Raw genomic sequence first — 24,513 nt, 5'->3', positions numbered from 1 at the left:
GTTATTCCAGGTAGCGCTGCGAGGCCCCGACGTCGCACGGCACCTCTTCGATGGAGGTGAGATCGGCATTTCGGGTCAGCGCGATCGGCAGGACCAGATCGTGCGTCAGGTACTCCGGGTCATGCACCGTCAGCGTGCCGCCGATCGATTGGCCGTCGGGTGACAGGCGATAGGTCTCGACGGTTCTGCGCGAGGCGCTGCCCGGCGCATTGCGACCGAGACCGCCGGGCGTGGCGGTGTAGCCGGTGGTCGTGACGGTCAGCACTCCGCCGTCGAAAGAACCGACCGAGTAGCCGTACATCGTGTGCTGGCCGGCGGGCGCCGCCGCTCCGTTCAGGTGAATTGTGCGGCGGGTGTTGAAGTCCGCGTAGTGGATCGTCAGCACGTCGCCGTCGAACGACCACTGCTGAACATCCGGAATCGCGATCAGTGAAGGCAGACCGTTGGACCGGCAGTTGTTGGCCGGCAGGTCATGCGGGTCCATTGCCTCGAACGCTGCCTTCCCTGCCGGTGTCATCTGCCTGTACGTCATGCGGTCGCCGCGGTCGAGGCCCTCGATATCGGGCCCGCCGAGTTCCCGGCCGTCGTCGCCTTCCGGTCCGTCTCCTCCGGGCTGCGCGCCGCCCTGCCCCGGCCTGCCCGGCGCCGGCCTGCGTCGTTCCCCGCCGAATGGGGCCGGGCCCGGCCGGTGCGGGCTGACTTCCCAGATGCCGGCAAACTTTTCGTAATCCGGCTGCGCCGCCGATCCCTCGCTTGCGGCGCACAGGGCGATTGCCGCCGTTCCGCCCAGGATCGAAACCACCAATGCCTTGTGCATCGCATCCTCTCCTACTGCTGCAATGTTACTCGCATAAGCCGCCGCTGTCGCAGCATTGTCCCGCAGGGGCGGCAAATTGGCGCAAAGTGTAACCGCTCGTCGCAGCCTGCTCGCCGAGAAGCCCGAGCGGGATGGACGAGGTTCCACGGCGCGGGCACAACGACGGCGATGGCAGGAGGGTACGACTATATCGTCATCGGCTCGGGCTCCTCCGGGGCACCGCTCGCCGCGCGGCTGAGCGAGGAGCCAGACGTGCGCGTCCTGCTGATCGAGGCCGGTCCGCCCGACCGCCACCCGTTGCAGGCCATGCCGCTGGCGTTCCCGCGCCTGGCGATGGGGCGGATCGGCACCTGGCAGTACGTGAGCGAGCCGGAGCCCGGGCTAAGCGGCCGCACCCTGCCCGTCCCGCGCGGGCGCACGCTCGGCGGAACTTCCTCGATCAATGCGATGATCGCAATCCGCGGCAACCCCCGCGACTACGACGACTGGGCGGCGATGGGGCTCTCGGGATGGGGTTTCGCCGAGGTCCTGCCTTATTTCCGGCGGCTCGAAAGCCATTGGCGCGGGACAAGCGCATGGCATGGCGGCGATGGTCCGGTGCGGATCGAGCCGATGGGCGGGCCGGACCTGCTGTGGGACGAGACGCTGGCCGCCGCGCAGGACGCCGGAATAGCCTTCAACGCCGATCCCAATTCCGCCGAGCAGGACGGCATCAGCCGGATGGAATCGACCGTCGGCGGCGGCGCGCGGTCGAGCACGGCGCGAGCCTACCTCAGGCCCGCGGCGCGGCAGGGCAACCTGACCATCGTCACCGGCGCGCTCGCCCGCCGCATCCTCGTCGAAAGAGGCCGCGCGGTGGCGGTCGAATACGGCCGGGGCGAGGTCGCGCGGGCCGAACGCGAGATCGTCGCCTGCGGCGGAGCGATCAACACTCCGCAACTGCTGCTGCTCTCGGGGATCGGCCCGGCCGACGAGCTGCGCGCCATCGGGATCGAGCCGGTCCACGACCTGCCCGGCGTCGGCCGCAATCTCATCGAACATCCCAACATCATCAACGAATACGACTTGCGCGAGAACCTTGGCCTGACCCGGCATCTGCGCATCGACCGCGCGGCGCTGGCGGCGATGCGCTGGTTCGCCCGGCAGGATGGCCCGTTCGCCCAGACCGGCACGCTGGCCAACCTGTTCGTCCGCACGCTGCCCGGCCTCGACCGTCCCGACGTGCAGATGATGTGCCTGCCGATGAGCGGCGATGCACGGATGTGGCTGCCGGGGCTACAGCGATCCTTCCCGGCCCGGCTCTCGGCGCGCTGTGGATTTCTGCAGCCGAAATCGCGCGGTTGGATCAAGCTGCGCTCGGCCGATCCGCGCGACCCGCCGCGCATCCAGTTTAACATGTTCGCTGAGCCGGACGATCTCGCCGGCATGATCCGCGCGCTGCAGGTGAGCCGCGACCTCTACGCGCGGGGACCGCTGGCCGGCATGATCGTCCGCGAAGTAAAACCCGGCGGCGAGGAGGACGACCTCGCGGACTATATCCGCCGCAACGCCGCGACCCGCTCGCACCCGGTTGGAACCTGCCGGATGGGGGTTGACGAGCAGGCAGCGGTCGACGCCGAGTTGCGGGTCCGCGGAATTGAAGGCCTGCGCGTCGCCGACGCCTCGATCATGCCGACGATCACCTCGGGCAACACGAACCTGCCGTGCATCATGATCGGCGAGAAGGCCGCCGACCTGATCCGCGGCCGGAAGATCCCGGCCACCGAAGCGACCGCCGCGCATTTTTGAAGCGCGCAAATTGCCCCTGCGTGATACGCAGGCGGCGGGCAAGAGGAGAGGGACTATGGCCACAGCCGTGGACGTGGGAATGAAGTCGGCCGCGCCGAGCGGGCGCTACCAGACGCTGCTGGTCGGGCTGCTGGGTGTAAATATCGGAATCGTTTTCCTCGACCGCACCGCGTTCGGCCTGCTGGCGCCGATGATCCAGCCCGAATTCGGACTGGACAACACTCAGGTCGGCCTCATTACCGGGGCGCTTGCGGTGGGCTGGGCACTCTCGAGCTTCGCCCTGCCCCGCGCCGCCGACGTGACCGGCCAGGCCAAGCTGCTCCTCGTCATCGCGACGGCGGTCTTTTCGCTCGCCTCGATCAGTTCGGGCCTGGCGCTCGGTTTCCTGACGCTGGCCGCGGCACGCATGCTGATGGGATTTGCCGAGGGCGGGCTGCCGCCGCTGACCTTCCACATCGTGACGAGCGAAGTGGCGCCCGGGCGGCGCGGGCTGGCGGTCGGTATGACTTCCACGATCGGATTGCAGGCCATCCCGCTGCTCGGGCCGCTGGTTATCGTCGGGGTCGGCGCCGCTTTCGGCTGGCGCGAGGCGTTCTGGGTCGCCGGCATTCCCGGGCTCATCATGGCCGGCGCCATCTGGCTGCTGATCCGCAATCCGCCGCACACGCGGACCAGCGATACGCCGAAGGGTGCGATCGGGCCGCTGCTCAAGGTCCGCAACATCCGCTTCGCGGTCCTCCTCGCGGCGCTCAACATGACCTGTTATGCCTCGCTGCTCGGCTTCGGCCCGCTCTACCTCGTCAACGTCGCCGGGATGGACGCGGTGACGATGGGCGCGGCGATGACCGGCGTCGGCGTGGTCGGCGTGTTCTTCGCTTTCGTCTGCCCGCTGCTGTCGGACAAGTACGGGCGCAAGCCGATCATCTTCGCGGCTTACGCCATCACCGTGGTCGGCGCACTGATGATGGCGCTGGCGCAAGGCTCGTCGCCGATAGTGTTCGGCGGCACGTTGCTCGCCGCAGCAGGTGGCGCCGGCACCGGGGCGCTGATCATGGCAATCATCCCGGGCGAGTCCGCCCCGGCGCATCTCAGGGGAACCGCGATGGGCTTCAACGCCGGCGTCGGGGAAATCCTGGGCGCCGGGCTGATGCCGGTGCTCGTCGGCATGGCCGCCGACAGTCTCGGCCTCGGCATCCTGCCCTGGCTGCTGGCGGCGGTCGGAGTATTGTTCTGCCTGATCTCGCTAGGTTTAACCGAAACCGCGCCCGCCGTCGTCGAGCGCCGCGCCGCAGCATAAGCGGCAATCACTAACCTGCAATCAGCGAACGCTGGCAAACTTTCGCGTTGGATAATCAGCGTAAGACCCGCCCCTCTATGGGATAGGCTGGGTCGGTGTAACCTGGTGTGGAAGCGTGACCCCGCGGCACCAGGGCGTCGACGAACGCCTCGTCCTCGGCGTCGAGCGTGGCCTCAAGTGCGGGCAGGTAGGCGTCCCACTGCTCCTCGGTCCGCGGCCCGACGATGGCCGAACTGACGAAGCGGTTCCTCAGCACCCAAGCGATTGAAAAGGCGACGGTCGAAAGCCCCTTCTGCTTCGCCCGCCTGGCGATCTTGCGGGCGATTTCGAGCGATTCCTCGCGCCATTCGGTCTGCTGGATGCGTACGTCGCCGCGGCCGGCACGCGAATCCTTCGGCGGCTTCTTGCCGGGATCGTACTTGCCCGAAAGCACCCCGCGGGCGAGCGGGCTGTAGGGCACCACGCCGACCCCGTAATGACCGGCCGCCGGAAGCTGTTCGACCTCCGAGAGCCGGTCGACGATGTTGTAGAGCGGCTGGCTGCACACCGGGCGGTCCATGCCCAGCGCATCGGCGGTCCGGCAGACCTCGGCGATGCGCCAGCCCTTGAAGTTGGAGACGCCGTAGTAGCGCACCTTGCCCTGCGCGATCAGGTCGCGAATCGCCCGCAGGGGTTCGCCGAACGGCGCGCCGGGATCGGCGCGGTGGAAATAGAGCACGTCGATGAAATCGGTGCCGAGCCGGCGCAGGCTGTCCTCGACGTCCTGAAAAATCCACTTGCGCGATTGTCCGCCCTCGTTCGGCTCGCCGCTCATGTTGTAGCCGAACTTGGTCGCCACGACCCAGTGGTGGCGGTCGCCGCCGATGCAACGGCCGACGACCTCCTCGCACGCTCCGGCGTTGTAGAGGTCGGCGGTGTCGAGGAAGTTGACCCCTTGTCCGCGCGCCTTGTCGACGATGCGCCTGGCCACCGTCTCGTCGGTCGCCCCGCCGAACATCATCGTGCCGAGGCACAGCGGCGATACCTTGAGCGCGCTTGTGCCGAGATAGCGGTAGTCCATAGCGGTTCCCCCTCCTGCTCGATTGCCACCCTATAGCTCACCTCGTCGGGGACAAAGCCCGTTTGCGGTGGCACCGGGCGACGCGAATCACTATGTGCGGCGCATGAAGATCGCCATCGCCTCCGACCACGCGGCGCTCGACCTCAAGGCGGCGCTTGCGGACGCGATGCGCGAATGGGGGCACGAGGTGCTCGACCTTGGACCGAACAGTCCGGACAGCGTCGATTACCCCGACTATGGCTACAAGCTCGCAAGCGCCGTGGCTTCGGGTGATGCCGAACGCGGCGTTGCCCTGTGCGGCTCCGGCATCGGCATTTCGATTGCCGTGAATAGGAACGCCGCGGTGCGCTGCGCGCTGGTCTCCGATCCGTACTCCGCAGCGCTCGCCCGTGAGCATAACGATGCCAACGTGATCGCCATGGGCGCGCGGCTGATAGGTTTGGACATGGCGAAAGCGTGCCTACAATCGTTTCTTGTCGGCCAGTTCGGCGGCGATCGGCACGTTCGCCGGGTCGAAAAACTCTCCCATTCCCCGCAGGATTCCTGAATGAGCACCGCCCAAGAAGCCCCCCGCCCTGTAATGTCCGAGACGTTGGGCCACTTCTGGCACGACAGCCTCGAGCAGGCCGACCCCGAGGTCTATGCTGCGATCCGCAACGAACTCGCCCGCCAGCGCGACCGTATCGAGCTGATCGCCAGCGAGAACATCACCAGCCCGGCGGTGCTCGAGGCGACCGGCTCGGTCTTCACCAACAAGTATGCCGAGGGCTATCCCGGCCGCCGCTACTACGGCGGGTGCGAATATGCCGACGTCGTCGAGACGCTGGCCATCGAGCGCGCCAAGCAGCTGTTCGGCAGCAAATTTGCCAACGTCCAGCCCAACTCGGGCAGCCAGATGAACCAGGCGGTGTTCCTCGCGCTGCTCAATCCCGGCGACACGTTCATGGGGCTCGACCTGTCGTCGGGCGGCCATCTGACCCACGGTTCGCCGGTCAACATGAGCGGCAAGTGGTTCAACGCCGTGCCCTATGGCGTGCGCAAGGACGACCAGCGTCTCGACATGGACGAGATCCGCCGCCTCGCCCACGAGCACAAGCCCAAGCTCATCATCGCCGGCGCCACCGCCTATCCGCGCCACTGGGACTTCGCCGCGTTCCGGGCGATTGCCGACGAGGTGGGCGCGTACCTGCTGGCCGACATGTCGCACTTCGCCGGCCTCGTCGCCGGCGGCGCCCATCCCTCGCCCATCCCGCACGCCCACGTCACCACCACGACCACTCACAAGAGCCTGCGCGGTCCGCGTTCGGGCATCATCCTGTGGAACGACGAGGAGCTCAGCAAGCCGCTTAACATGGCGGTCTTCCCCGGCATGCAGGGCGGCCCACTGGTCCACGTCATTGCCGGCAAGGCGGTCGCCTTCGGCGAGGCGCTGCGGCCCGAGTTCAAGACCTATGCCGCCTCGATCGTGGAGAACGCCAAGGCTCTCGCCGCCAGTCTCGAGGAAGCCGGCCTGAGGATCGTCTCGGGCGGGACCGACAACCACCTGATGCTGGTCGACCTGACCCCCAAGGACGTGACCGGCAAGGCCGCCGAAACCGGCCTCGACCGCGCCTTTCTCACCTGCAACAAGAACGGCATCCCGTTCGACACCCGCAGCCCGTTCGTCACCTCGGGCGTGCGCCTCGGCACTCCGGCGGGGACGACCCGCGGTTTCGGCCCGGCCGAATTCAGGAAAATCGGCGGACTGATTGCAGAAGTCGTCGAAGGGCTTTCGAGGAATGGCGACGAAGGCGATGCTCAGGTAGAAGAGAGCGTCCGCCGCCGGGTTGGCGAGCTTTGCGCCGCCTTTCCCGTCTATCCCGGGAGATAAGTCCGATGACCGATCCGAACCGTCCGCCCCACCGCGACGACCTGCTCTCCGAAGCGGGCGAAGAAATCAAGGGCATGGCCAAGGAAGGGATGCACCATCCGTCCACCAAGCCCGTGCTGACCGGCGCGGCCGTCGGGGCGCTTGCCGCGGGTCTCCTGCCGGTCGTGACCTGGCCGATTGGACTCGTCGCCGGTGCCGGGTTCATGCTCTACAAGAGATTGCGCCCGTAAGGCATGCGCTGCCCGTTCTGCGCCCATGACGATAGCCAGGTAAAGGATTCGCGGCCCACCGAGGACAACACCGCGATCCGCCGCCGCAGGCAATGCGAAAGCTGCGGGGCGCGTTTCACCACGTTCGAGCGGGTGCAACTGCGCGAAGTCACCGTGGTCAAATCCGACGGGAAGCGCGAACCCTTCGAGCGCGGTAAGATCGAGCAGTCGGTCGCCCTCGCCTGTCGCAAGCGCGGAATCGAGCAGGAGCGGATCGACCAACTCGTCTCGGGTATCCAGCGCCAGGTCGAAACCATGGGAGATGCGGAAATTCCTTCGAACCGAGTCGGCGAGATGGTGATGGACGGGCTGCGCCAGCTCGATTCGGTCGCCTACATACGTTTCGCCAGCGTCTATCGCGATTTCGGCGAGCCCAGGGACTTCGAGGAATTCGCCAGCAGCGTCCGCGATGTCGGACCTGGCTGATGCAGGAGAGTGATGACGCCCCGGTCATCGTGCTGGTCCGTCCGCAGCTCGGCGAGAACATCGGCAAGGCGGCGCGCGCGATGCTCAACTTCGGACTCGCCGAAATGCGCCTGGTCGAGCCGCGGGACGGCTGGCCCAATCCCTCCGCCGGCCCCGCCGCGAGTGGCGCCGATGTGGTGCTCGAGAAAGCCCAGGTCTTTTCCTCTGTAGCGGAAGCAGTGGCCGACTGCGCGCATGTCTACGCGACGACCGTGCGCAAGCGCGGAGTCACCAAGCCGGTGCTGACCCCCGAGCAGGCGGCACGCGAGATGGCTGGAAGCAATCGCGGCCGCAGCGCGATCCTTTTCGGGCCCGAGCGCTCAGGTCTCGAAACCGATGACGTTGCACTGGCCAGAACGATCGTGACGGTGCCCATCAATCCGGAGTTCGGCTCGCTCAACCTTGCCCAGGCCGTGATCCTGTGCGCTTACGAGTGGTCGAAGACGCAGACGCTCGTGCAGCCTACGGCGGAGGACCTCCTTCCGCCCGCCCCGCAGGACGAACTCGAAGGCCTCATCGTACATTTCGAGGAACTGCTGGAATCGGCCGGCTACTTCCGACCTGCGAGCCGGGCGTCCGCGACCCGGCGCACCTTGCGCGGCGTGCTGACCAAGCCAGGCTGGAACCATCTCGAAATCAGGACGCTACGCGGCGTCCTTTCCGCACTGGGCCGGAAAAGCGAAAAGTCAAACAGCCGTAATATCCGATAATCGCGATTGAATTCGCTCCCGCTATGTTCATCGCAAATTGTAACAATTGACTCGGTCCGCTGGCCATTCCGGAGCACCAACGCTATGGTCGTCGCGAAATATGGAGGGTATAATGAAGGCCATGTTGTTTCTCACCGCCACGCTCGCGATGACGGCAGTCGCCGCGCCGGTGGCTGCGAAAGACGATCATTCCGGCAAGGATGCGAAGGAAAAGCTGATCTGTAAGACCGACGGTGCGACCGGGTCGCGGATCCGCAAGAATCGTGTCTGCAAGACCGAGGAAGAGTGGCGCGAGTTCTACGCCAACACTAAGAAGAACGTCGACGAGTACACGAGCAAGCAATCTGGTTATGCCCCTCCGGGGCAGAATCCGCTCGGAGGAAGCTAACCGTGCGGGCTTCAGCCACTTGACATAGCTGGCTTGAGCGGCCAATGGCGCCGCTCGCAATTGGCTCCGCACCCCGGTGAAGCGGTGGCCGCGCATGGCGAAATGGCCGTGCGGTGCGATGCCGGGTTGAAGCGCTGCCACAGGGGTAGCGACAGCAGATTGAAGGATACGACGTCATGTCGAAGCGCAAGAGCGCCAAGTACAAGCTCGACCGCCGGATGGGTGAAAACATCTGGGGTCGTCCCAACTCTCCCGTAAACAAGCGCTCCTACGGTCCCGGCCAGCACGGCCAGCGCCGCAAGGGCAAGATGAGCGACTTTGGCCTGCAGCTGCGCGCCAAGCAGAAGCTCAAGGGCTATTACGGGGACGTGACCGAAAAGCAGTTCAAAGCGACCTACAAGGCCGCCAGCCGCATGAAAGGCGACACCGGACAGAACCTGATCGGCCTGCTCGAACAGCGTCTCGACATGGTCGTCTACCGCGCCAAGTTCGCGCCGACAATTTTTGCCGCCCGCCAGATCGTCAACCATGGACACATCCGCGTGAACGGCGAGAAGTGCAACATCGCCAGCCGCAAGGTTCTCGTTGGCGACGTCGTCAGCCTCGGCAACAAGGCCAAGGACATGGCGCTGATCGCCGAAGCGCAGAGCCTGCCCGAGCGCGACATTCCGGACTACGTCTCGCCCGATGGCACCGACAAGGTCACCTTCAGCCGCGTTCCGACGCTGGACGAAGTACCCTACCCGGTGACGATGGAACCCAACTTGGTCGTCGAGTTCTACTCGCGCTGATCCGGCGCCAGCCAGACATCAAGGGGCGGCTCCGCGGGGCCGCCCCTTTTTGTATCATTTGTTCATAGGTTTCAGGGCTTTGCCGGGGAACCCGTTCGGATCACGGGCGTTTGTCTGACGCCATGACGGAATTCCGCTACATTACCCGACATCGCCGCGGAAAATGGTACTCCGATCTCAAGGAAGCACAGGCCCAGGCGAGCAGGATCGGAGCGGGCTATCTCGACAGCACCGGGGAATTCTACGCCTATCGCGGAACCGTGCTCGAATTTCGGGCCTCGCCGGCCGAGGCCGCCGAAGAACAGATCAGGTTGCGCATGGCCTCGGGCGCGTTGCCGCATGCAGCTGACGAGAGCGCGAGTCTCGGGTCAGGGCTTTCCGTCGCCTAGGAGGTCACCGAGCACGACCTTTCCGTAGTAGTCGCCCGACTTGTGGTGTTTTACCCGCGCCTCCTCGATCGAGGCGGTCTGGCGCGGATCGCGCGGGCGTTCGTGGGCGTCGACGAAGGCGGCGACGTCCCAGGCCTGCTGGTCGGTCAGCGAATAGCCCTGACCGAACGGCATGTTGGCCTTGATGAACCCGGCGGCGTTGGCGATGCGCCCCATCCCCGCCCCCCAGTTGAACGAGTGATCGCCCCACAGCGGCGGATAGGTGTAGACACCGTCGGCATCGGCCATGCCCTCCCCGTTCTCGCCGTGGCAGGCGGTGCAGTTCTCGGCGAAGACCTTGGCGCCGCGCTCGGGGTCGTAGGGAAGCGGCGGGTCGGCAAGCTTGAGGAAGCCGCGCCCCTTCATCTCGGTCCGCGCCGGCGCCCCTGTAGCGAGCCACAGGAAGTAGGCTTCGAGATCCTTGTAGATCGGATCGCCGGCGGGCGGCGGCTTGCCGCTGGGCGAGGCCTGGGCGTTCATCGAATAGATGAAGCAGCCCATGATCCGGTCTTCCATCGTATTGATGCGGTCGTTCTTGGCGCGGTAGGCCGGATACATTCCCCATGCCGCCCACATCGGCGAGGAATTGGCCTCGCGCCCGCCGTTGAGATGGCAATTGTTGCAGGTCAGCGCGCTGCCGACGTGGTCGCGGGCATAAGTGCCGGTCTGCCGAAAAAGCTGCTCGCCGCGGCGGATCGAATCGCCGTCCGGCCCGTCGGGAATCGCGGATTCGGGCGGCGGCGAGAAATCGGCCGCCTCGAGGTTCGGTGCATCGGAGGCCGGCGCAGGTGCCGGCGCACTCTTCGGTTCGGAATTCCTGCCGAGCGATATGAACAGCACCGCCAGCATGACCACGCCGAACAAGACCGGTCCCGCCAGGCGGAAGAACCCGCCACGTTCGGGCCGCTCGGGCGCTCGATCAGTCTGCGACATAGGTGAAGGTATAGCCGCGCTCTTGCGCCCGGCTCACGCCGACGACTCCGGCAGCGACAACCACCGCTCCGGGGACGAGGTTCGCTTTGATGAATGCTTCGACTTCGGCAGCATCCTCGCCGGCCTGCTTGGCGAGCATGCCGGAGATGCCGTGCGTCGCCATGCCGCAAACTGCAAACCGTGCTCCCTTGGCTGCGAGCAGCGCCAGCGATGGCGCCATCTCGTTATCGCCGCCCGAGAGTAGCGGATTCCCGCGCTCGGCTTCGTTCGTCTGCTTGGGATCGTACTTCATCAGCTTTGCGAAGGTCTTGCCGTATCGCTTCCACACCGTGTCGCCGTAACCGAACGGCGTCGACTCGGCCCGCAAGACGAGAATGACAGCCAGTTCGGACTCCGGGATCCCGTACGCACTCTTGTTGGCGACGTAGAAGTTGTTGGCGAAATGCGCGCCCTTCCGGGCAGCCGAAGCGCCGGTCGTATCGTAGATGACGCGGTGCCGGGTGCCGGGCTTGTCCATCCAGTCGTCAAGCGCGTCGAGCGTCGGCGACCAGTTCGATGCGGGCGCATCCTTCGCCTGCGCGGGCGCCGCAACCGCGGCTGCTCCCGCCAGCACGGCGCCCGCATTCAACAATGAGCGGCGATCGGTATTCGCGGCCATGGCCCTCTCCTCTTGGCGTCACCGATCAATCTATCGGCATGCGGTATCTGCGCAAACGCTAAACTTCACACTCGATCGCGTTTTTCCAGGTAGCCCCCGCGAAACCGTGCGGCAAATTCGGCAAACGTGCCCTGCGATATCGCATCGCGCATGGCCTGCATCAGCTGCTGGTAGAAGGTGAGGTTGTGCTCGGTCAGCAGTATGGCCCCAAGCATCTCGCCGCTCTTGACCAGATGGTGCAAGTAGGCCCGTGAATATGTGCCGCAGGCGTCGCATCGGCAGCGTTCGTCGAGCGGGCCGGTATCCTCTGCATGAAAGGCATTGCGCAAATTGAGCGGACCGTTCCAGGTGAAGGCCTGCCCGTTGCGGCCGGAGCGGGTCGGCAACACGCAGTCGAACATGTCGACCCCGCGCTCCACCGCGCCGACGAGGTCGTCGGGCTTGCCCACCCCCATGAGATAGCGCGGGGCCGCCTCGGGGAGCATGCCGGGCGCGAAATCGAGCGTGGCGAACATCGCCTCTTGCCCCTCTCCCACCGCGAGACCCCCGATGGCATAGCCGTCGAAGCCGATCTCGGTAAGCTTTTCGGCCGAAATCCGGCGCAGTTGCTCGTCGAGCGCGCCCTGTTGGATACCGAACAGCGCTGCGCCCTCGGCGTGCGCCCCGCCGGCGTCGAAGCCATCGCGGCTGCGCTTCGCCCAGCGCATCGACAGCTCCATGCTCGCGGCGATCTCATCGCGCGGACGGTCGGCGCGCGGGCATTCGTCGAAGGCCATGACGATGTCGGAGCCGAGCAGGCGCTGGATCTCCATTGAACGCTCGGGCGTCAGCATATGCTTCGAACCGTCGATGTGGCTGCGGAACTCGACCCCCTCCTCGGTCAGCTTGCGCAGTTCGCTGAGGCTCATCACCTGGTAGCCGCCGCTGTCGGTGAGGATCGGGCGCGGCCAGTTCATGAACGCGTGCAGCCCGCCGAGCCGCGCCACCCGCTCGGCCCCCGGGCGCAGCATCAGGTGGTATGTGTTGCCGAGGATGATGTCGGCGCCGGTTGCCCGCACCGTCTCCGGCTTCATCGCCTTGACGGTTGCCGCTGTGCCGACCGGCATGAACGCCGGCGTGCGGATCTCGCCGCGCTGCATGGCGATGCGGCCAGTGCGCGCCTTGCCGCAGGTGGCGTCGATGGTGAAGGCGAAGCGGGGCATGGTGAGGCTAGAAGCCGTAGACCATCGTGAAGCGCGAGATCGTGTCGGTCTTCACCTTCGTTGGCGGCGGATTCGAATCGTACTTGATCTCGTAGGAGAGCCGAGTGGTCAGGCGGTCGCTGACCTTGGCTTCGAGCGCGCTCAGGATATCGAAGGTCGTGCTGCGCGAATCGACGAACACGGTTCCCGAACTCCCGCCTGCAGCAACCATGTTGCTGTTCTGGGATAGCGCAAGCCGATCGCTGATCTTCCAGCCGAAATCGTAACCGAACAAGGCCGCCAATCGGCTCGTCTGGCTGTCGGCGCTGTACTCGGTATGGCGAAAAGCCGGTCCCGCCTTGATCGCGAGTTGCACCGCAGTACCGTCGAGCACCTTGTAACCCAGTCCGCCCGACATGGAGTAGCGGCCGTCGATGCCCTGCAGCTTGTCGCGATCCCATTGCGCCAGGCCATAAACGAAGGCGCGCTGCGACAGCCGGTATTGCGGCTCGTAGGCCACCAGGAGTTGCTCGCGCGAGGTCGCCCCGTTCGAACGCTGGTAGTCGCCGCGCAACCGCAGCTTGTGCCGCCAGTCGATCCCGTTGCGCTCGAGCGTGATAGCCCCGCTCACACCGATGTTCTCGCTGTTGCCGGAGGACTGGTTGGCGCCAACCTCGCCCTTGCCGTGCCAGTTGTCGAACAGGCCCGCCGAGCGGATAGCCTCTTGCCTGGCCAGCGTTCGGGCCTTTTCCTTTTCCGCGACTCCGGCCAGGAACTGCTTCTGCAGCGCGTCGATCTCGGCGACGTCGTCGGGATTGGTTTCCTTGGCGAACTCGACCACGGTGGCGACTTGGGCCTTGTCGCCCTTGGCGATGGCTGCCTCGATCATCGCTTTCACCGGGCCGGGCAGTTCCGCCCGGGCGGGCGCTGACAGGCAAAGCCCGGTCAGCAGGGCGGCGTAGGCAGGCAGTCGGCTCGTCATGCGCCCCCGCTAGCGCGTCAGCCGCGCAGTCGCCACCCCGTGCGGAAAATCACCGCGATGACGGTGATGCACAGCGCGATGAAACCCACGGTCATGCCAAAGGCGAGGCCGATCGGCACATCCGAGCTGCCGGTAAAGGTCCAGCGCAAACCATTGATAAGATAGAAGATGGGATTGAACTGGGTGATCGTCTGCCAGGGTTCGGCGAGTACTTTCACCGAATAGAATGTCCCGCCGAGAAAGGTCAGCGGAGTGAGGATCAGCAGCGGCACGATCTGCAGCTTCTCGAACCCGTCGGCCCAGATGCCGAGTATGAACCCGAACAGCGAAAAGGCCGCGGCGACGAGGATGATGTAGCCGAATGCCAGTACCGGATGGGCGATCGAATAATCGACGAAAAGCAGCGCCGTCACCATTATGATTCCGGCGATTATCAGCGACTTCAGGACCGCAGCTCCAACAAATCCGAGCAGCGTTTCGAGCACCCCGACGGGCGCGCTGAGCAGTTCGTAAATCGCGCCAGTGAAGCGCGGCATGTAGATGCCGAAGCTCGAATTCGAGGTGCTCTCGCTGAGCAAGGTCAGCATCAGCAGGCCGGGCACGATGAAAGCGCCGTATGACGAACCGCCGAATTGGCTCGGGTCCATCCGGCTGCCGATCGCCGCGCCGAACACGACTAGGTAGAGCGATGTGGTCAGCACCGGCGAGAGGATCGAGCCGAACGCGGTGCGGAAAAACCGCGAGAGTTCGTTGCGCAGGATGGCTAGCGCGCCGCGGGCGTTCATCGCGCGCCCTCCTTGCCTTCGACGAGACCCACGAAGATGTCCTCGAGGCTGGATTCGGCCGTCTCGATCCCCGTGAACATCAGCCCCTCTGCGACCAGGGCACGGGCAAGGTCGGCGACTTCGCGCTTGCCCGTCCCCGTTCCATCGCCGCCGCGGTAGATGAGCTTGGTGCCGCCTTCGTCGAGCGACAGCGGATAATCGGCAAGCGCCCGCGGAATGGCGGCGAGAGGTGTGTCGAAGCTGAAATGCGCGGCCGTGCGGCCGAGCTTGGCCATGATCGCATCCTTGTCGTCGACCAACAGCAATTTGCCCTTGTTGATCACGCCGACCCGGTCGGCCATTTCCTGCGCTTCCTCAATGTAGTGCGTCGTCAGGATGATGGTCGTCCCCTTTGCGCGCAGCTTGTCGATCTGGTGCCACATGTCGCGGCGTAGCTCGACATCGACGCCGGCCGTCGGCTCGTCGAGGAACAATAGGTCGGGATCGTGGCTTAGCGCCTTGGCGATCATCACCCGGCGCTTCATCCCGCCCGACAGGTCGCGAATCCGGCTGCCGCGCTTGTCCCAGAGGCTGAGCGAGCGGAGCACTTCCTCGATCCGCGCCGGATCGGCCGGGCTGCCGAACATGCCGCGCGAATAAGCGACGGCACGCCCGACTTTTTCGAACATGTCGAACGCCAGTTCCTGCGGCACGAGGCCGATACGCTTGCGCGCCTCGCGCCAGTGATGCGCGGCGTCCATGCCGAAAGCGTGTATGGTGCCCTCGGTCGGATTGAGCAGCCCGCAGACGGCGCCGATCAGCGTGGTCTTGCCGGCGCCGTTGGGCCCGAGCAGTGCGAATATCTCGCCCTTGCGAATGTCGAGATCGACCCCGTCGAGCGCGCGAACGCCGCCCTTGTAGGTCTTGGCCAGGCCGCGGATCTCGAGAATCGGTTCAGTCACCGCGGCGAACATGGCGGCGGCGGTGGGGAATACAAGCCTCAGGGGATCAGCAGCGAGGAATCGCCGTAGCTGTAGAAGCGGTAATCGTGGGCAATGGCGTGGGAGTAGGCCGCCTGCATCCGCTCCAACCCCATCAGTGCGCTGACCAGCATGAAGAGCGTCGACTTGGGCAGGTGGAAATTGGTCATAAGACCGTCGATCGCCTTGAAGCGATATCCGGGGGTGATGAAGATTGCCGTGTCGCCCTCGATGGGACGAATTAGCCCATCGCCGCCGGCGGCACTCTCGAGCAGGCGCAGGCTCGTGGTCCCCACCGCAATGGTCCGTCCGCCGGCCTGGCGCGCGGCATTGAGCCGGTCGGCGGTCTCCGCGTCGATCCGGCCCCACTCGGCATGCATCGCGTGGTCGGCCGTGTCGTCGGCCTTGACCGGCAGGAACGTCCCCGCCCCAACATGCAGGGTGAGCGTTTCGCGGCCGATTCCGGCGCGGTCGAGCGCTTCGATCAGAGCTGGCGTGAAGTGCAGTGCGGCCGTCGGCGCCGCGACGGCTCCATCTTCGCGGGCGAACATCGTCTGGTAATCGCTGCGATCGGCCGCATCGGTGCCCCGCTTGCCGGCAATATACGGGGGTAGCGGCATGGTCCCGGCGCGTTCGAGCAGGGCTTCGACCGGCTCGTCCCCGGCGAAGGCCAGGGTGAAGCTGCCGTCGCCATGGCGCGCTTCTGCCACAGCAGACACACCCTCGCCGAAGTCGATCGTGTCGCCCGGGCGCAGTCGCTTGGCATTGCGGACGAAAGCTTGCCAGCGGCGCAGATCGACGCGCTTGTGCAGCGTGGCGCCGATCTTGGCTTCACCCCGCCGACCCTCGAGCTGGGCGGGAATGACGCGGGTGTCGTTGAACACCAGCACATCGCCCTTGCGCAGGATTTGCGGGAGGTCGCGTACCTTCCGGTCGGCGAACGGCGCGGCGCCCTCCGCAACGAGCAGCTTGGCGGCGTCGCGCGGTCGCGCCGGGCGCAGCGCAATGCGTTCGGACGGGAGCTCGAAATCGAAGAGGTCGACCTTCATGGCCGCGCCCCTAGCGGAGAAAATCCCCGATGTCGCCGCGCGAGCGCGAGGATGAGCGGCTAGTTGTCGCCAGCGGCCGCCACGGCGGCTGTCGAGGCGGGAACGCTGGCCTGGGCCGGCGCGCTCGCCGGCGGGAATTTCTGCGGCTTGTGATCCGAAGCGATCGAGGCCTGGACGATCCACGTCGGATCTGACGGCGGCTCGCCGCGGTGGATGGCATCGACCGCTGCCATGTTGTCGATCACCCGGCCGATGTTGGTGTAGCGCTTGTCGAGCGCGAAGCGCGGATAGAACATGATGAAGAACTGGCTGTTGGCGCTATCGGGATCGTCGGCGCGGGCCATCGACACCGTGCCGCGCACGTGCGGCAGCGGGTTGAATTCGGCCTTGAGGTCGGGAAGCTCGGAGCCGCCCTGCCCTGTTCCGGTCGGGTCTCCGGTCTGGGCCATGAAACCGTCGATCACGCGGTGGAAGATGACGCCGTCATAGAAACCTTGCCGGGTCAGGGTCTTGATCCGCTCGACCGCGTTGGGCGCCCAGTCGGGCATCAGTCGGATCGCTACCCGCTGCCCATTCGAAAGGTCGAGGTAGAGAATGTCCTCGAGGTCCTTGGTCTGGTCGAAATCCACCGAAATCCGCATCTTCTTCTGCGTGGCGGCCGCTGTGGCGCTGTTGTCGGGCGCGGAGTCCTGCGCAGCGGCAAGGGCCGGCGCGAACGCGAGCGAGAACGCCAGAATGGCAGAGGAAAGGGCTTTGATCATCGTGGTACCGTGAATATCCTAGGGTGCGAGGCCAGTATCGGCTGCCGACTGACGCTGCAATGAACGATTACGCGATAACCCCGGCTGTCAGAAGTCGCCGCGCCTGCCGAGCGTCGCCACCCGCGCCTCGATCAACTTGGAGACCTCGGCGCTCACGAACGGGGCGACGTTGCCGCCGAACAGCGCGATTTCCTTGACCAACTTGCTGGCGATCGGCTGCAGGCTTACGTCCGCCATCAGGAAGACCGTCTCGACGCTCGTGTCGAGCTGCTGGTTCATGCCGGCCATCTGATACTCGTATTCGAAGTCGGCCACCGCGCGCAGGCCGCGGATGAGCACGGTCGCGCCCTTTTTTCTGGCGTATTTGACAAGCAGCGCGTTGAAGCCCTCGACGACAACGTTTTCCACCCCCAGCCGTCGGACTTCGTTGCGAACCATGTCGATGCGTTCTTCGGGGCTGAACATCGGGTCCTTGGAAGGATTGGTGGTCACCCCGACGATCAGCGTGTCGACCAGCTTGCTGCCGCGCCGGATGATGTCGGCATGCCCGAGCGTGATCGGATCGAAGGTCCCGGGATAGAGCCCGATCCGCTCGTTCGCCTCGGTGCTCACCGGTCGCGCTCCACGACGAACCGCGCCAGAGCGCGCAGGATGTCGGCCTCCTCGCCGTGCTGCGCGAGATGACCGACCGCCTGCGCGGCGAGTGCCTGCGCCTGATCGCGAGCCTTTTCCTCTCCCATCAAGCTGACGAAAGTGGCCTTGCCGGCGTCGGCGTCCTTGCGCAGCGCCTTGCCCGCCTTGGCCTCGTCGCCGCTAATGTCGAGCAGGTCGTCGGCGATCTGGAAGGCCAGGCCGATGTCGCGAGCGTAAGCTCTGAGGTGGGCCCTGCCTTCCTCCGGCACGCGGCCGAGAATCGCGCCCATTTCGACGGCTGCGCCAAGCAAAGCGCCGGTCTTGAGTTGTTGCAGCCGGGTTACAGTGTGGAGATCGAAATTCTCGCTTTCGGCAACGATATCCATCATCTGCCCGCCGGCCATGCCGCTCGCGCCGCTCGCGCCAGCCAGCGTATAGACCAGTTCGGTGCGAACGTAGGGATCGGAACTGGTTTCCGGCATGGCGAGGATTTCGAACGCCAGCGCGTGGAGCGAGTCCCCGGCCAGTACCGCGACCGCCTCGTCGTACTCGCGGTGCAGGGTCGCCTTGCCGTGGCGCACGTCGTCATTGTCCATGCACGGCAGGTCGTCGTGGATCAGCGAATAGGCATGGATCGCCTCGACCGCGCAGCCGGTAAGGACGGCGCAGTCGCGAGCGACGCCGTACATCTCCGCCGTTGCCGTCAACAGCAGCGGCCGCGCACGCTTGCCGCCGCCGATCACGGCGTAGCGCATCGCTTCAATGAGCGGCGCGCGGGCGTCGTCCGGAAGCGGCAGTAACCCGTCGAAGCAGTCGTCGACCTCGCGCTGGATGCGCTCGAATGCCCTGGCGAGGATGTCGCTGGCTAGCACGAGCCCCATCGCCGCCTACTCCGCGTCGAAGGGCTCGGCCCCGGCGGCCCTGCCGTCGGGGCCCTGGACGATCTTTTCGATCCGCGCCTGTGCCGTATCGAGCCGCGCCTGACAGTGCTTGCGCAGCTTCTCGCCGCGTTCGTAGAGATCGATCGATTCGTCGAGTGGAACTTCGCCGCCCTCGAGCTGCCGAACCACGTCCTCGAGCGCCTTCAGGGCCTGCTCGAAGCTCATTTTCGATAGGTCTTCGCCCTCGTCCGCCATGGCTTGCGCTTTGGCGGGGATACCCGGTGCGGTCAAGCGGCGCGGGGCTGGCGAGAATCGCGCTTGCCCGATATGGGGCGCACCCATGACCGAGATCACGCCAGAAATCGTGGCCGAGCATGGCCTCAGCCCCGAAGAATACGCCATCGTTGTTCAGCGGCTGAATCGCGAGCCCAACCTGGTCGAACTGGGCATCTTCTCGGTCATGTGGTCCGAACACTGCTCGTACAAGTCGAGCCGCCTCCACCTCAAGAAGCTGCCGACCGAGGCGCCATGGGTGATTTGCGGACCGGGCGAGAATGCCGGGGTCATCGACATCGGCGATAACCAGGCGGCAATCTTCAAGATGGAGAGCCACAACCACCCCAGTTACATCGAGCCCTACCAGGGCGCGGCGACCGGGGTCGGCGGCATCCTGCGCGACGTGTTCACCATGGGCGCCCGGCCCGTCGCAAACCTCAACGCGCTGCGCTTCGGCCGGCCCGAACATCCCAAGATGAAGCACCTCGTGCAGGGCGTCGTCGCGGGCATCGGCGGCTACGGCAACTGCGTGGGGGTTCCGACGGTGGGCGGCGAGACCAACTTCGACCCGGCCTACGACGGCAACATCCTGGTCAATGCGATGACCGTGGGCGTCGCCGACCAGGACAAGATATTCTACTCGGCCGCGACCGGCGTGGGCAATCCGATCGTCTATGTCGGCTCCAAGACCGGCCGCGACGGGATTCACGGCGCGACCATGGCCAGTGCCGACTTCGCCGAGGATGCCGAGGAGAAGCGTCCGACCGTCCAGGTCGGCGATCCTTTCACGGAGAAGCTGCTGATCGAGGCCTGTCTCGAACTCATGGCGACCGACGCCATCGTCGCGATCCAGGACATGGGCGCCGCCGGGCTGACCAGTTCGAGTGTCGAGATGGCTAGCAAGGGCGGCGCCGGCATTCGCCTCGACATGGACAAGGTGCCGTGCCGCGAAGAGGGCATGACCCCCTACGAGATGATGCTGAGCGAGAGCCAGGAGCGCATGCTGATGGTGCTCAAGCCCGGCCGCGAGGCCGAGGCCGAAGCGATCTTCACCAAGTGGGAGCTCGATTTCGCGGTCATCGGCGAAGTCACCGACACCGGGCACATGGTGCTCGAGTTCGGCGGCGAGGTGGTCTGCGACATCCCGCTCGGCCCGCTCGCCGACGACGCACCCGAGTATGACCGTCCGTGCCTGTCGAAGGACGAGTACAAGACCTGGGCCAAGATCGCGCCGATGACCGACCGGCCCGATACCGACGACGTCGGCGGCGACCTGCTCAAGTTGCTCGCCAGCCCCAATCTGTCCTCGCGCAAGTGGATTGCCGAGCAGTACGACAGCCAGGTCGGAGCCGACACGCTGCAGACAGGCGGCGACGCGGGCGTGGTCCGCGTCCACGGCACCAGGAAGGCGCTGGCAATGACCACCGACTGCACCCCGCGCTATGTCTTCGCCGATCCCTACGAGGGCGGAAAACAGGCGATTGCCGAGGCTTATCGCAATCTCTGCGCAGTCGGTGCGAGACCCCTGGCCGTGACCAACTGCCTCAACTTCGCCAATCCCCAACGGCCCGAGATCATGGCCCAGTTCGTCCACGCGCTCCAAGGCATGGGCACGGCCTGCCGCGTGCTCGACTTCCCGATCGTGTCCGGCAACGTCAGCCTCTATAACGAAAGCAAGGCGACTGGCGGGGGCAGCGCGATCCTGCCGACCCCGGCGATCGGCGGCGTTGGACTGATCGACGACTACGACCGCATGATGACCATGCCCTTCAAGGCGGCGGGCGAAGCGATCTACCTGATCTGGCCCGAGGCCTGGGCGACACCCGATCCGGAACGCTCGCATCTCGGCAAATCGCTGTGGCTCAAGGAAATCCACGGCCGCGACGAGGGCCGCACCCCGCCTACCGACCTGACGCTGGAAAAAGCCGCCGGGGGAATCGTGCGCGACCTCATTGCCGACGGGTTGGTCAGCGCTGTGCACGACGTCTCGGATGGCGGCATCGCCATCGCGCTTGCGGAGATGGCCATGGCGGGCGGACTCGGCGCCCAGATCGAAAAGCATCCGGACTACACCGAAGCGCAATGGTGGTTCGGGGAGGACCAGGGCCGCTACATCGTCACCGTCCCCGATACCGATGCGCTCAATCGTGCCCTCGCCACAGGCACCGAAAACGAGGACACGGCGCTGGTCGGTTTTCGCCGCCTCGGCACGGTCGGCGGCGACACGCTGTTCGGCATTCCCCTCGATGACCTCAAAGAGGCGTACGAAAGCTTCTTTCGCACCTGGATGGCGAGCTAACGGCACGCCATCTTGCGATGCCCTCGCCAATGGAGCTTTCACTTATCGTGTTACTGAAGTAATACACCGCTCGTTGACCGCGCGCGCAGGGCATGAGGGGTAACGCAGATGGCATCGACTTCGCCGGACCGGATACTGACGCTCGACGTCATTCGCGGCGTCGCCGTAATGGGCATCTTTTCGGTCAACGTCGTCGGCATGGCGATGATCGAAAGCGCCTATTTCTACCCACCCGATTACGGGTTCGACCACGGCTACGACAAGCTGATGTGGGCGCTCAACTCAATCCTGGTCGACGGGCGCTGGCGGTCGCTGTTCTCGATCCTGTTCGGCGCCTCGACGATCCTGGTGATCGAGCGCGGGGTGGCCGCGGGCAAGGCGGGCTGGCAGGTGCACTATCCGCGAATGATCGTGCTGCTCGGCTTCGGTCTTGCCCACTTCTACCTGCTGTGGTGGGGCGATATCCTGGCCAATTACGCGATGGTCGGGATGATCGCGTACCTGTTCTGGCGGCTCGACAAGAAGTGGCTGCTGCTGCTTTCGATCGCCATCCTGCTCTTCGTCAACGTATCGCAATTCGCCGGGGTCATCCCGCAGATGCTGATGGCTGAACGGGTGCGGGCAGGCGAAGGTACGTCCGAAGAGCAAAAGCGGATCGCGCAGCTGCTGGCGCCCGATCCCGACCTGCCCAGGAAGATCGCCGAGGACAAAGCCAGCCACGCATCGATCCCCGCACACGTCGCAGCCTCGACCCGGGAGGATGTGCGGTGGGAGCCGTTCGAAGGCGTCTTCGGTTATGGGATCGAGACGCTCGGCCTCATGCTGCTCGGCATGGCGGCCTACAAGTCAGGATTCCTCACAGGAGCATGGAGCAGGCGAAGCTACTGGATCGTCGTCGCGGCATGCCTCGTGCCGGACCTCGCGCTGCATACCTACGGCGCAGTGGCTTCGATCAAGGCCGATTTCGATCCGGTAACCTACTATCCCTGGACCCGGCTTTTCGTGAGTCCTTTCCACTCGGTCGGAGCGGTCGGCTATGCCGCGCTGATCATCTTGCTGTTCGGCCATCGCAGCGCAATCGCCGATCACTTCTCCGCGGTCGGCCGCGCCGCCTTCACCAACTACCTCGGCTCGACCATCGTCGGCACGCTGGTGTTCTACGGCACGTTCGGCGGTCTCTACGGCAAGGTGTCGCGCGGTGAGGCCTGGCTGCTGGTGCCGGTGGTCTGGGCGATCATGCTGCTGTGGTCGAAATGGTGGCTCGAGCGCTATCGCTACGGACCCTTCGAATGGGTCTGGCGCAGCCTCTCGCGCTGGGAGGTGCAGCCGATGCGCAAGCGGGTCGCCCCCACCTAGCGCGCGACCCACTCGCTTTCGTCGATGCCGAGCAATTTCAGAATCGAGGTCAGGTCGCCGCGATCGACCCACCCGTTGGCGGCGGCCCGGGCCCTGGGCTTGGCCCGGAAAGCCACCCCGTAGGTCGCAGCCTGCAGCATCGGGATGTCGTTCGCCCCGTCGCCGGTGGCGAGAGTCACCACGTCGTGTCCAATTTCGGCCGCCTCCTCGAGCAGGACCCGTTGCTTGACCGAGCTGTCGGTGATCGCTCCTTCGAGTCCGCCGGTCAGCTTGCCGCCTTCGGTCGCCAGGCGATTGCCGACGACGCGCTCGAATCCGAGCAGTTCGGCTACAGGATCGGCAAACTGGTGGAACCCGCCGGTGACCAGCACCGTGCGGCAGCCTCGACTCTTGAGCGTTTCGACCAGCGTGCGCGCGCCGGCCATCGGCTCTATGCGGGTGTCGAGGCATTCGACGATTGCCGCTTCGGGCAGATCGCGGAGCAGCATGACTCGCTCGCGCAGCGCGCTCTCGAAATCGAGCTCGCCCTGCATCGCCCGCTCGGTAATCGCCGCGATCTGCGGCTTGAGACCGGCGAAATCCCCAAGTTCATCGATGCATTCCTGCCCGATCATCGTCGAATCCATGTCCGAGACGAACAGGTGCGGAACGGCAAACGCCCGCTCCAGCACGATAGCGTCGGAGGGAGCGAAATGCTCGTCTATCACCCGGCGCAAGACTTCGGCATCGCCGCCCGGCAGCAGCATTTCGAGCACGTCGCCGCAGAAATCGAGCATCTGCGCGGCGGACAGTTCGAGCCCCTCTCCCTCGAGCGCGCGGGTTGCCGCGTCGAGGCGCGTTTCCAGTCCGGCCGGGTCTGCTATCAGGCGGGCTATGAGCACAGGGGACGTCTCCACAAAACCGGTCGCGCTCATTGCAGGGCCGACGGCGAGCGGCAAGAGCGATCTGGCCATCGAGCTGGCGCTCACGCTGGATCGCCCCTGTGTGGTGATCAACGCCGACAGCGCCCAGGTCTACAGCGACCTGCGGGTCCTCAGCGCCCGTCCGAGCGAAGCGGAGACGCGCGGCGTCGCGCACCGCCTGTTCGGCGCCTGGGACGGCGCCGAACCCTGTTCCGCCGCCGACTGGGCCGCCCGGGCCAAGCGCGAGATCGAGGATGCCCACCTTGCCGGGCAAGTGCCGATCCTGGTCGGCGGGACCGGTCTATACATCCGCACTCTGCTCGACGGCATTGCTCCGGTGCCGCGGATCGACCCGGCCGTGCGGGCTGCGGTCCGGGCCCTGCCAGTCGCCGCGGCCTACGCCGCCCTGACCGCAGAAGACCCGCAGCGCGCCGCTGTGCTCAAGCCCGCCGACACTACCCGGGTCGCCCGCGCGCTCGAAGTGGTTCGCTCGACCGGCAAGCCCCTGGCGCACTGGCAACAGCAGCGGGTCGGCGGGATCGGCCCGGTGATCGACCTCCACCCGCTGGTCCTGCTGCCGCCGCGCGAATGGCTGTTCGAACGCTGCGACCGGCGCTTCGCGCTGATGCTCGAGAACGGTGCGGTGGAAGAAGTCGAGACATTGCTTGAACGCGATCTCCCCGCAGCCAGCCCCGTGATGCGGGCGATCGGCGTGCCTGAGATCGCCGGGATGCTGCGCGGCGAGTGGTCGCGCGAGGAGGCAGTGGCCCGTGGCCGGCAGACGACGCGCAACTACGCCAAGCGGCAATACACCTGGTTCCGCAACCAGCCATCGCAAGAATGGCCGCGCTGCCAATCGGAAAGATGCTCGATGGAGGCACATTTTGAAAGATTATTTGCATTTTAACAGTTGACATGACATTTAATGTCATCTAGCCGCTCTTCCAAGCACGGTTGAACCCGTGACAGGAGTTG

Annotated in this window: 27 protein-coding genes; 13 read left to right on the top strand and 14 right to left on the bottom strand. The window is 65.7% G+C overall.

Annotated features, from left to right (window positions below):
• Position 1: 1 nt before the first annotated feature.
• Positions 2-817: a hypothetical protein gene (locus Q7I88_RS10985; protein WP_305095958.1), complete on the bottom strand. Its 816-nt coding sequence runs from the start codon at positions 815-817 to the stop codon at positions 2-4.
• Positions 818-985: 168 nt separating this feature from the next.
• On the opposite strand from Q7I88_RS10985, the gene Q7I88_RS10980 reads away from it, so the two are divergent.
• On the top strand, positions 986-2,605 hold the full coding sequence (locus Q7I88_RS10980; protein ID WP_305095957.1) for a GMC family oxidoreductase: 1,620 nt from the start codon (positions 986-988) through the stop codon (positions 2,603-2,605).
• Positions 2,606-2,660: 55 nt separating this feature from the next.
• Entirely contained in the window at positions 2,661-3,902 is a 1,242-nt protein-coding gene (locus tag Q7I88_RS10975; RefSeq protein WP_305095956.1) for an MFS transporter, read from the top strand.
• Between the two features lie 55 nt (positions 3,903-3,957).
• Here Q7I88_RS10975 and Q7I88_RS10970 read toward each other — a convergent pair whose 3' ends face one another.
• Positions 3,958-4,962 carry an aldo/keto reductase gene (locus tag Q7I88_RS10970; RefSeq protein WP_305095955.1) on the bottom strand — a complete coding sequence of 335 codons (1,005 nt, stop codon included), beginning with the start codon at positions 4,960-4,962 and terminating at the stop codon, positions 3,958-3,960.
• Between the two features lie 103 nt (positions 4,963-5,065).
• Here Q7I88_RS10970 and rpiB point away from each other — a divergent pair, with 103 nt between their 5' ends.
• The 8 genes from rpiB to Q7I88_RS10930 all read left to right on the top strand — a co-directional run bounded on the left by rpiB (position 5,066) and on the right by Q7I88_RS10930 (position 9,844).
• Positions 5,066-5,509 carry a ribose 5-phosphate isomerase B gene (rpiB, locus tag Q7I88_RS10965; RefSeq protein WP_305095954.1) on the top strand — a complete coding sequence of 148 codons (444 nt, stop codon included), beginning with the start codon at positions 5,066-5,068 and terminating at the stop codon, positions 5,507-5,509.
• Positions 5,510-5,542: 33 nt separating this feature from the next.
• Positions 5,543-6,832 carry a serine hydroxymethyltransferase gene (glyA, locus tag Q7I88_RS10960; RefSeq protein ID WP_305095953.1) on the top strand — a complete coding sequence of 430 codons (1,290 nt, stop codon included), beginning with the start codon at positions 5,543-5,545 and terminating at the stop codon, positions 6,830-6,832.
• A 5-nt stretch (positions 6,833-6,837) separates the two neighbouring features.
• Complete coding sequence (locus Q7I88_RS10955) at positions 6,838-7,062, top strand: hypothetical protein (RefSeq protein WP_305095952.1); 225 nt, start codon at positions 6,838-6,840, stop codon at positions 7,060-7,062.
• A gap of 3 nt (positions 7,063-7,065) precedes the next feature.
• Positions 7,066-7,527: a transcriptional regulator NrdR gene (nrdR, locus tag Q7I88_RS10950; protein ID WP_305095951.1), complete on the top strand. Its 462-nt coding sequence runs from the start codon at positions 7,066-7,068 to the stop codon at positions 7,525-7,527.
• On the top strand, positions 7,527-8,276 hold the full coding sequence (locus Q7I88_RS10945; RefSeq protein WP_305095950.1) for an RNA methyltransferase: 750 nt from the start codon (positions 7,527-7,529) through the stop codon (positions 8,274-8,276). The genes nrdR and Q7I88_RS10945 overlap by 1 nt, the downstream gene beginning before the upstream one ends.
• A 112-nt stretch (positions 8,277-8,388) precedes the next feature.
• Positions 8,389-8,664 (top strand): hypothetical protein, encoded by a 276-nt coding sequence (locus Q7I88_RS10940; RefSeq protein WP_305095949.1) that lies wholly within the window; start codon positions 8,389-8,391, stop codon positions 8,662-8,664.
• A 176-nt stretch (positions 8,665-8,840) separates the two neighbouring features.
• Positions 8,841-9,455 (top strand): 30S ribosomal protein S4, encoded by a 615-nt coding sequence (gene rpsD / locus Q7I88_RS10935; protein ID WP_305095948.1) that lies wholly within the window; start codon positions 8,841-8,843, stop codon positions 9,453-9,455.
• A gap of 122 nt (positions 9,456-9,577) precedes the next feature.
• Entirely contained in the window at positions 9,578-9,844 is a 267-nt protein-coding gene (locus tag Q7I88_RS10930; protein WP_305095947.1) for a hypothetical protein, read from the top strand.
• Here Q7I88_RS10930 and Q7I88_RS10925 read toward each other — a convergent pair.
• The 11 genes from Q7I88_RS10925 to Q7I88_RS10875 form a co-directional block, all read right to left on the bottom strand.
• The gene (locus Q7I88_RS10925; protein WP_305095946.1) at positions 9,824-10,816 is read right to left on the bottom strand and encodes a c-type cytochrome; all 993 of its coding nucleotides are present in this window, start codon (positions 10,814-10,816) and stop codon (positions 9,824-9,826) included. The genes Q7I88_RS10930 and Q7I88_RS10925 overlap by 21 nt on opposite strands.
• Entirely contained in the window at positions 10,803-11,474 is a 672-nt protein-coding gene (locus tag Q7I88_RS10920; protein ID WP_305095945.1) for a hypothetical protein, read from the bottom strand. Before Q7I88_RS10920 ends, Q7I88_RS10925 begins: the two co-directional genes overlap by 14 nt.
• Positions 11,475-11,539: 65 nt before the next feature.
• Positions 11,540-12,676 carry a tRNA guanosine(34) transglycosylase Tgt gene (gene tgt / locus Q7I88_RS10915; protein WP_305095944.1) on the bottom strand — a complete coding sequence of 379 codons (1,137 nt, stop codon included), beginning with the start codon at positions 12,674-12,676 and terminating at the stop codon, positions 11,540-11,542.
• Positions 12,677-12,683: 7 nt separating this feature from the next.
• Positions 12,684-13,637 (bottom strand): DUF481 domain-containing protein, encoded by a 954-nt coding sequence (locus Q7I88_RS10910; RefSeq protein WP_305095943.1) that lies wholly within the window; start codon positions 13,635-13,637, stop codon positions 12,684-12,686.
• A gap of 17 nt (positions 13,638-13,654) precedes the next feature.
• On the bottom strand, positions 13,655-14,422 hold the full coding sequence (locus tag Q7I88_RS10905) for an ABC transporter permease (protein ID WP_305095942.1): 768 nt from the start codon (positions 14,420-14,422) through the stop codon (positions 13,655-13,657).
• On the bottom strand, positions 14,419-15,363 hold the full coding sequence (locus Q7I88_RS10900; protein ID WP_305095941.1) for an ABC transporter ATP-binding protein: 945 nt from the start codon (positions 15,361-15,363) through the stop codon (positions 14,419-14,421). Before Q7I88_RS10900 ends, Q7I88_RS10905 begins: the two co-directional genes overlap by 4 nt.
• Positions 15,364-15,401: 38 nt before the next feature.
• Positions 15,402-16,430, bottom strand: a complete 1,029-nt coding sequence (gene queA / locus Q7I88_RS10895; RefSeq protein WP_305095940.1) for a tRNA preQ1(34) S-adenosylmethionine ribosyltransferase-isomerase QueA — start codon at positions 16,428-16,430, stop codon at positions 15,402-15,404.
• Positions 16,431-16,489: 59 nt separating this feature from the next.
• Positions 16,490-17,191 carry a peptidylprolyl isomerase gene (locus Q7I88_RS10890; RefSeq protein ID WP_305095939.1) on the bottom strand — a complete coding sequence of 234 codons (702 nt, stop codon included), beginning with the start codon at positions 17,189-17,191 and terminating at the stop codon, positions 16,490-16,492.
• A gap of 87 nt (positions 17,192-17,278) precedes the next feature.
• Complete coding sequence (coaD, locus tag Q7I88_RS10885; RefSeq protein WP_305095938.1) at positions 17,279-17,803, bottom strand: pantetheine-phosphate adenylyltransferase; 525 nt, start codon at positions 17,801-17,803, stop codon at positions 17,279-17,281.
• A complete protein-coding gene (locus Q7I88_RS10880) occupies positions 17,800-18,705 on the bottom strand; it encodes a polyprenyl synthetase family protein (protein ID WP_305095937.1) in 906 nt (301 codons plus the stop codon). Before Q7I88_RS10880 ends, coaD begins: the two co-directional genes overlap by 4 nt.
• Before the next feature lie 6 nt (positions 18,706-18,711).
• Complete coding sequence (locus Q7I88_RS10875; RefSeq protein WP_305095936.1) at positions 18,712-18,960, bottom strand: exodeoxyribonuclease VII small subunit; 249 nt, start codon at positions 18,958-18,960, stop codon at positions 18,712-18,714.
• A gap of 85 nt (positions 18,961-19,045) precedes the next feature.
• Here Q7I88_RS10875 and purL point away from each other — a divergent pair, with 85 nt between their 5' ends.
• Both purL and Q7I88_RS10865 read left to right on the top strand, forming a co-directional pair.
• Positions 19,046-21,280, top strand: a complete 2,235-nt coding sequence (purL, locus tag Q7I88_RS10870) for a phosphoribosylformylglycinamidine synthase subunit PurL (RefSeq protein WP_305095935.1) — start codon at positions 19,046-19,048, stop codon at positions 21,278-21,280.
• A 108-nt stretch (positions 21,281-21,388) separates the two neighbouring features.
• Positions 21,389-22,636, top strand: a complete 1,248-nt coding sequence (locus tag Q7I88_RS10865) for a DUF418 domain-containing protein (protein ID WP_305095934.1) — start codon at positions 21,389-21,391, stop codon at positions 22,634-22,636.
• On the opposite strand, the gene serB is transcribed toward Q7I88_RS10865, so the two are convergent.
• Positions 22,633-23,517 (bottom strand): phosphoserine phosphatase SerB, encoded by an 885-nt coding sequence (gene serB / locus Q7I88_RS10860; protein ID WP_305095933.1) that lies wholly within the window; start codon positions 23,515-23,517, stop codon positions 22,633-22,635. The two genes, Q7I88_RS10865 and serB, sit on opposite strands and share 4 nt — an antisense overlap.
• Between serB and miaA the strand changes: the two genes are divergently transcribed.
• The gene (gene miaA / locus Q7I88_RS10855; protein ID WP_305095932.1) at positions 23,510-24,445 is read left to right on the top strand and encodes a tRNA (adenosine(37)-N6)-dimethylallyltransferase MiaA; all 936 of its coding nucleotides are present in this window, start codon (positions 23,510-23,512) and stop codon (positions 24,443-24,445) included. The genes serB and miaA overlap by 8 nt on opposite strands.
• The last annotated feature ends 68 nt before the right edge of the window (positions 24,446-24,513 follow it).

Source organism: Croceibacterium aestuarii (assembly GCF_030657335.1).
Lineage (GTDB): Bacteria > Pseudomonadota > Alphaproteobacteria > Sphingomonadales > Sphingomonadaceae > Croceibacterium_B > Croceibacterium_B aestuarii.
Note: the sequence above shows the minus strand (reverse complement) of the source record. Positions and strands in the feature narration are given on the sequence as shown.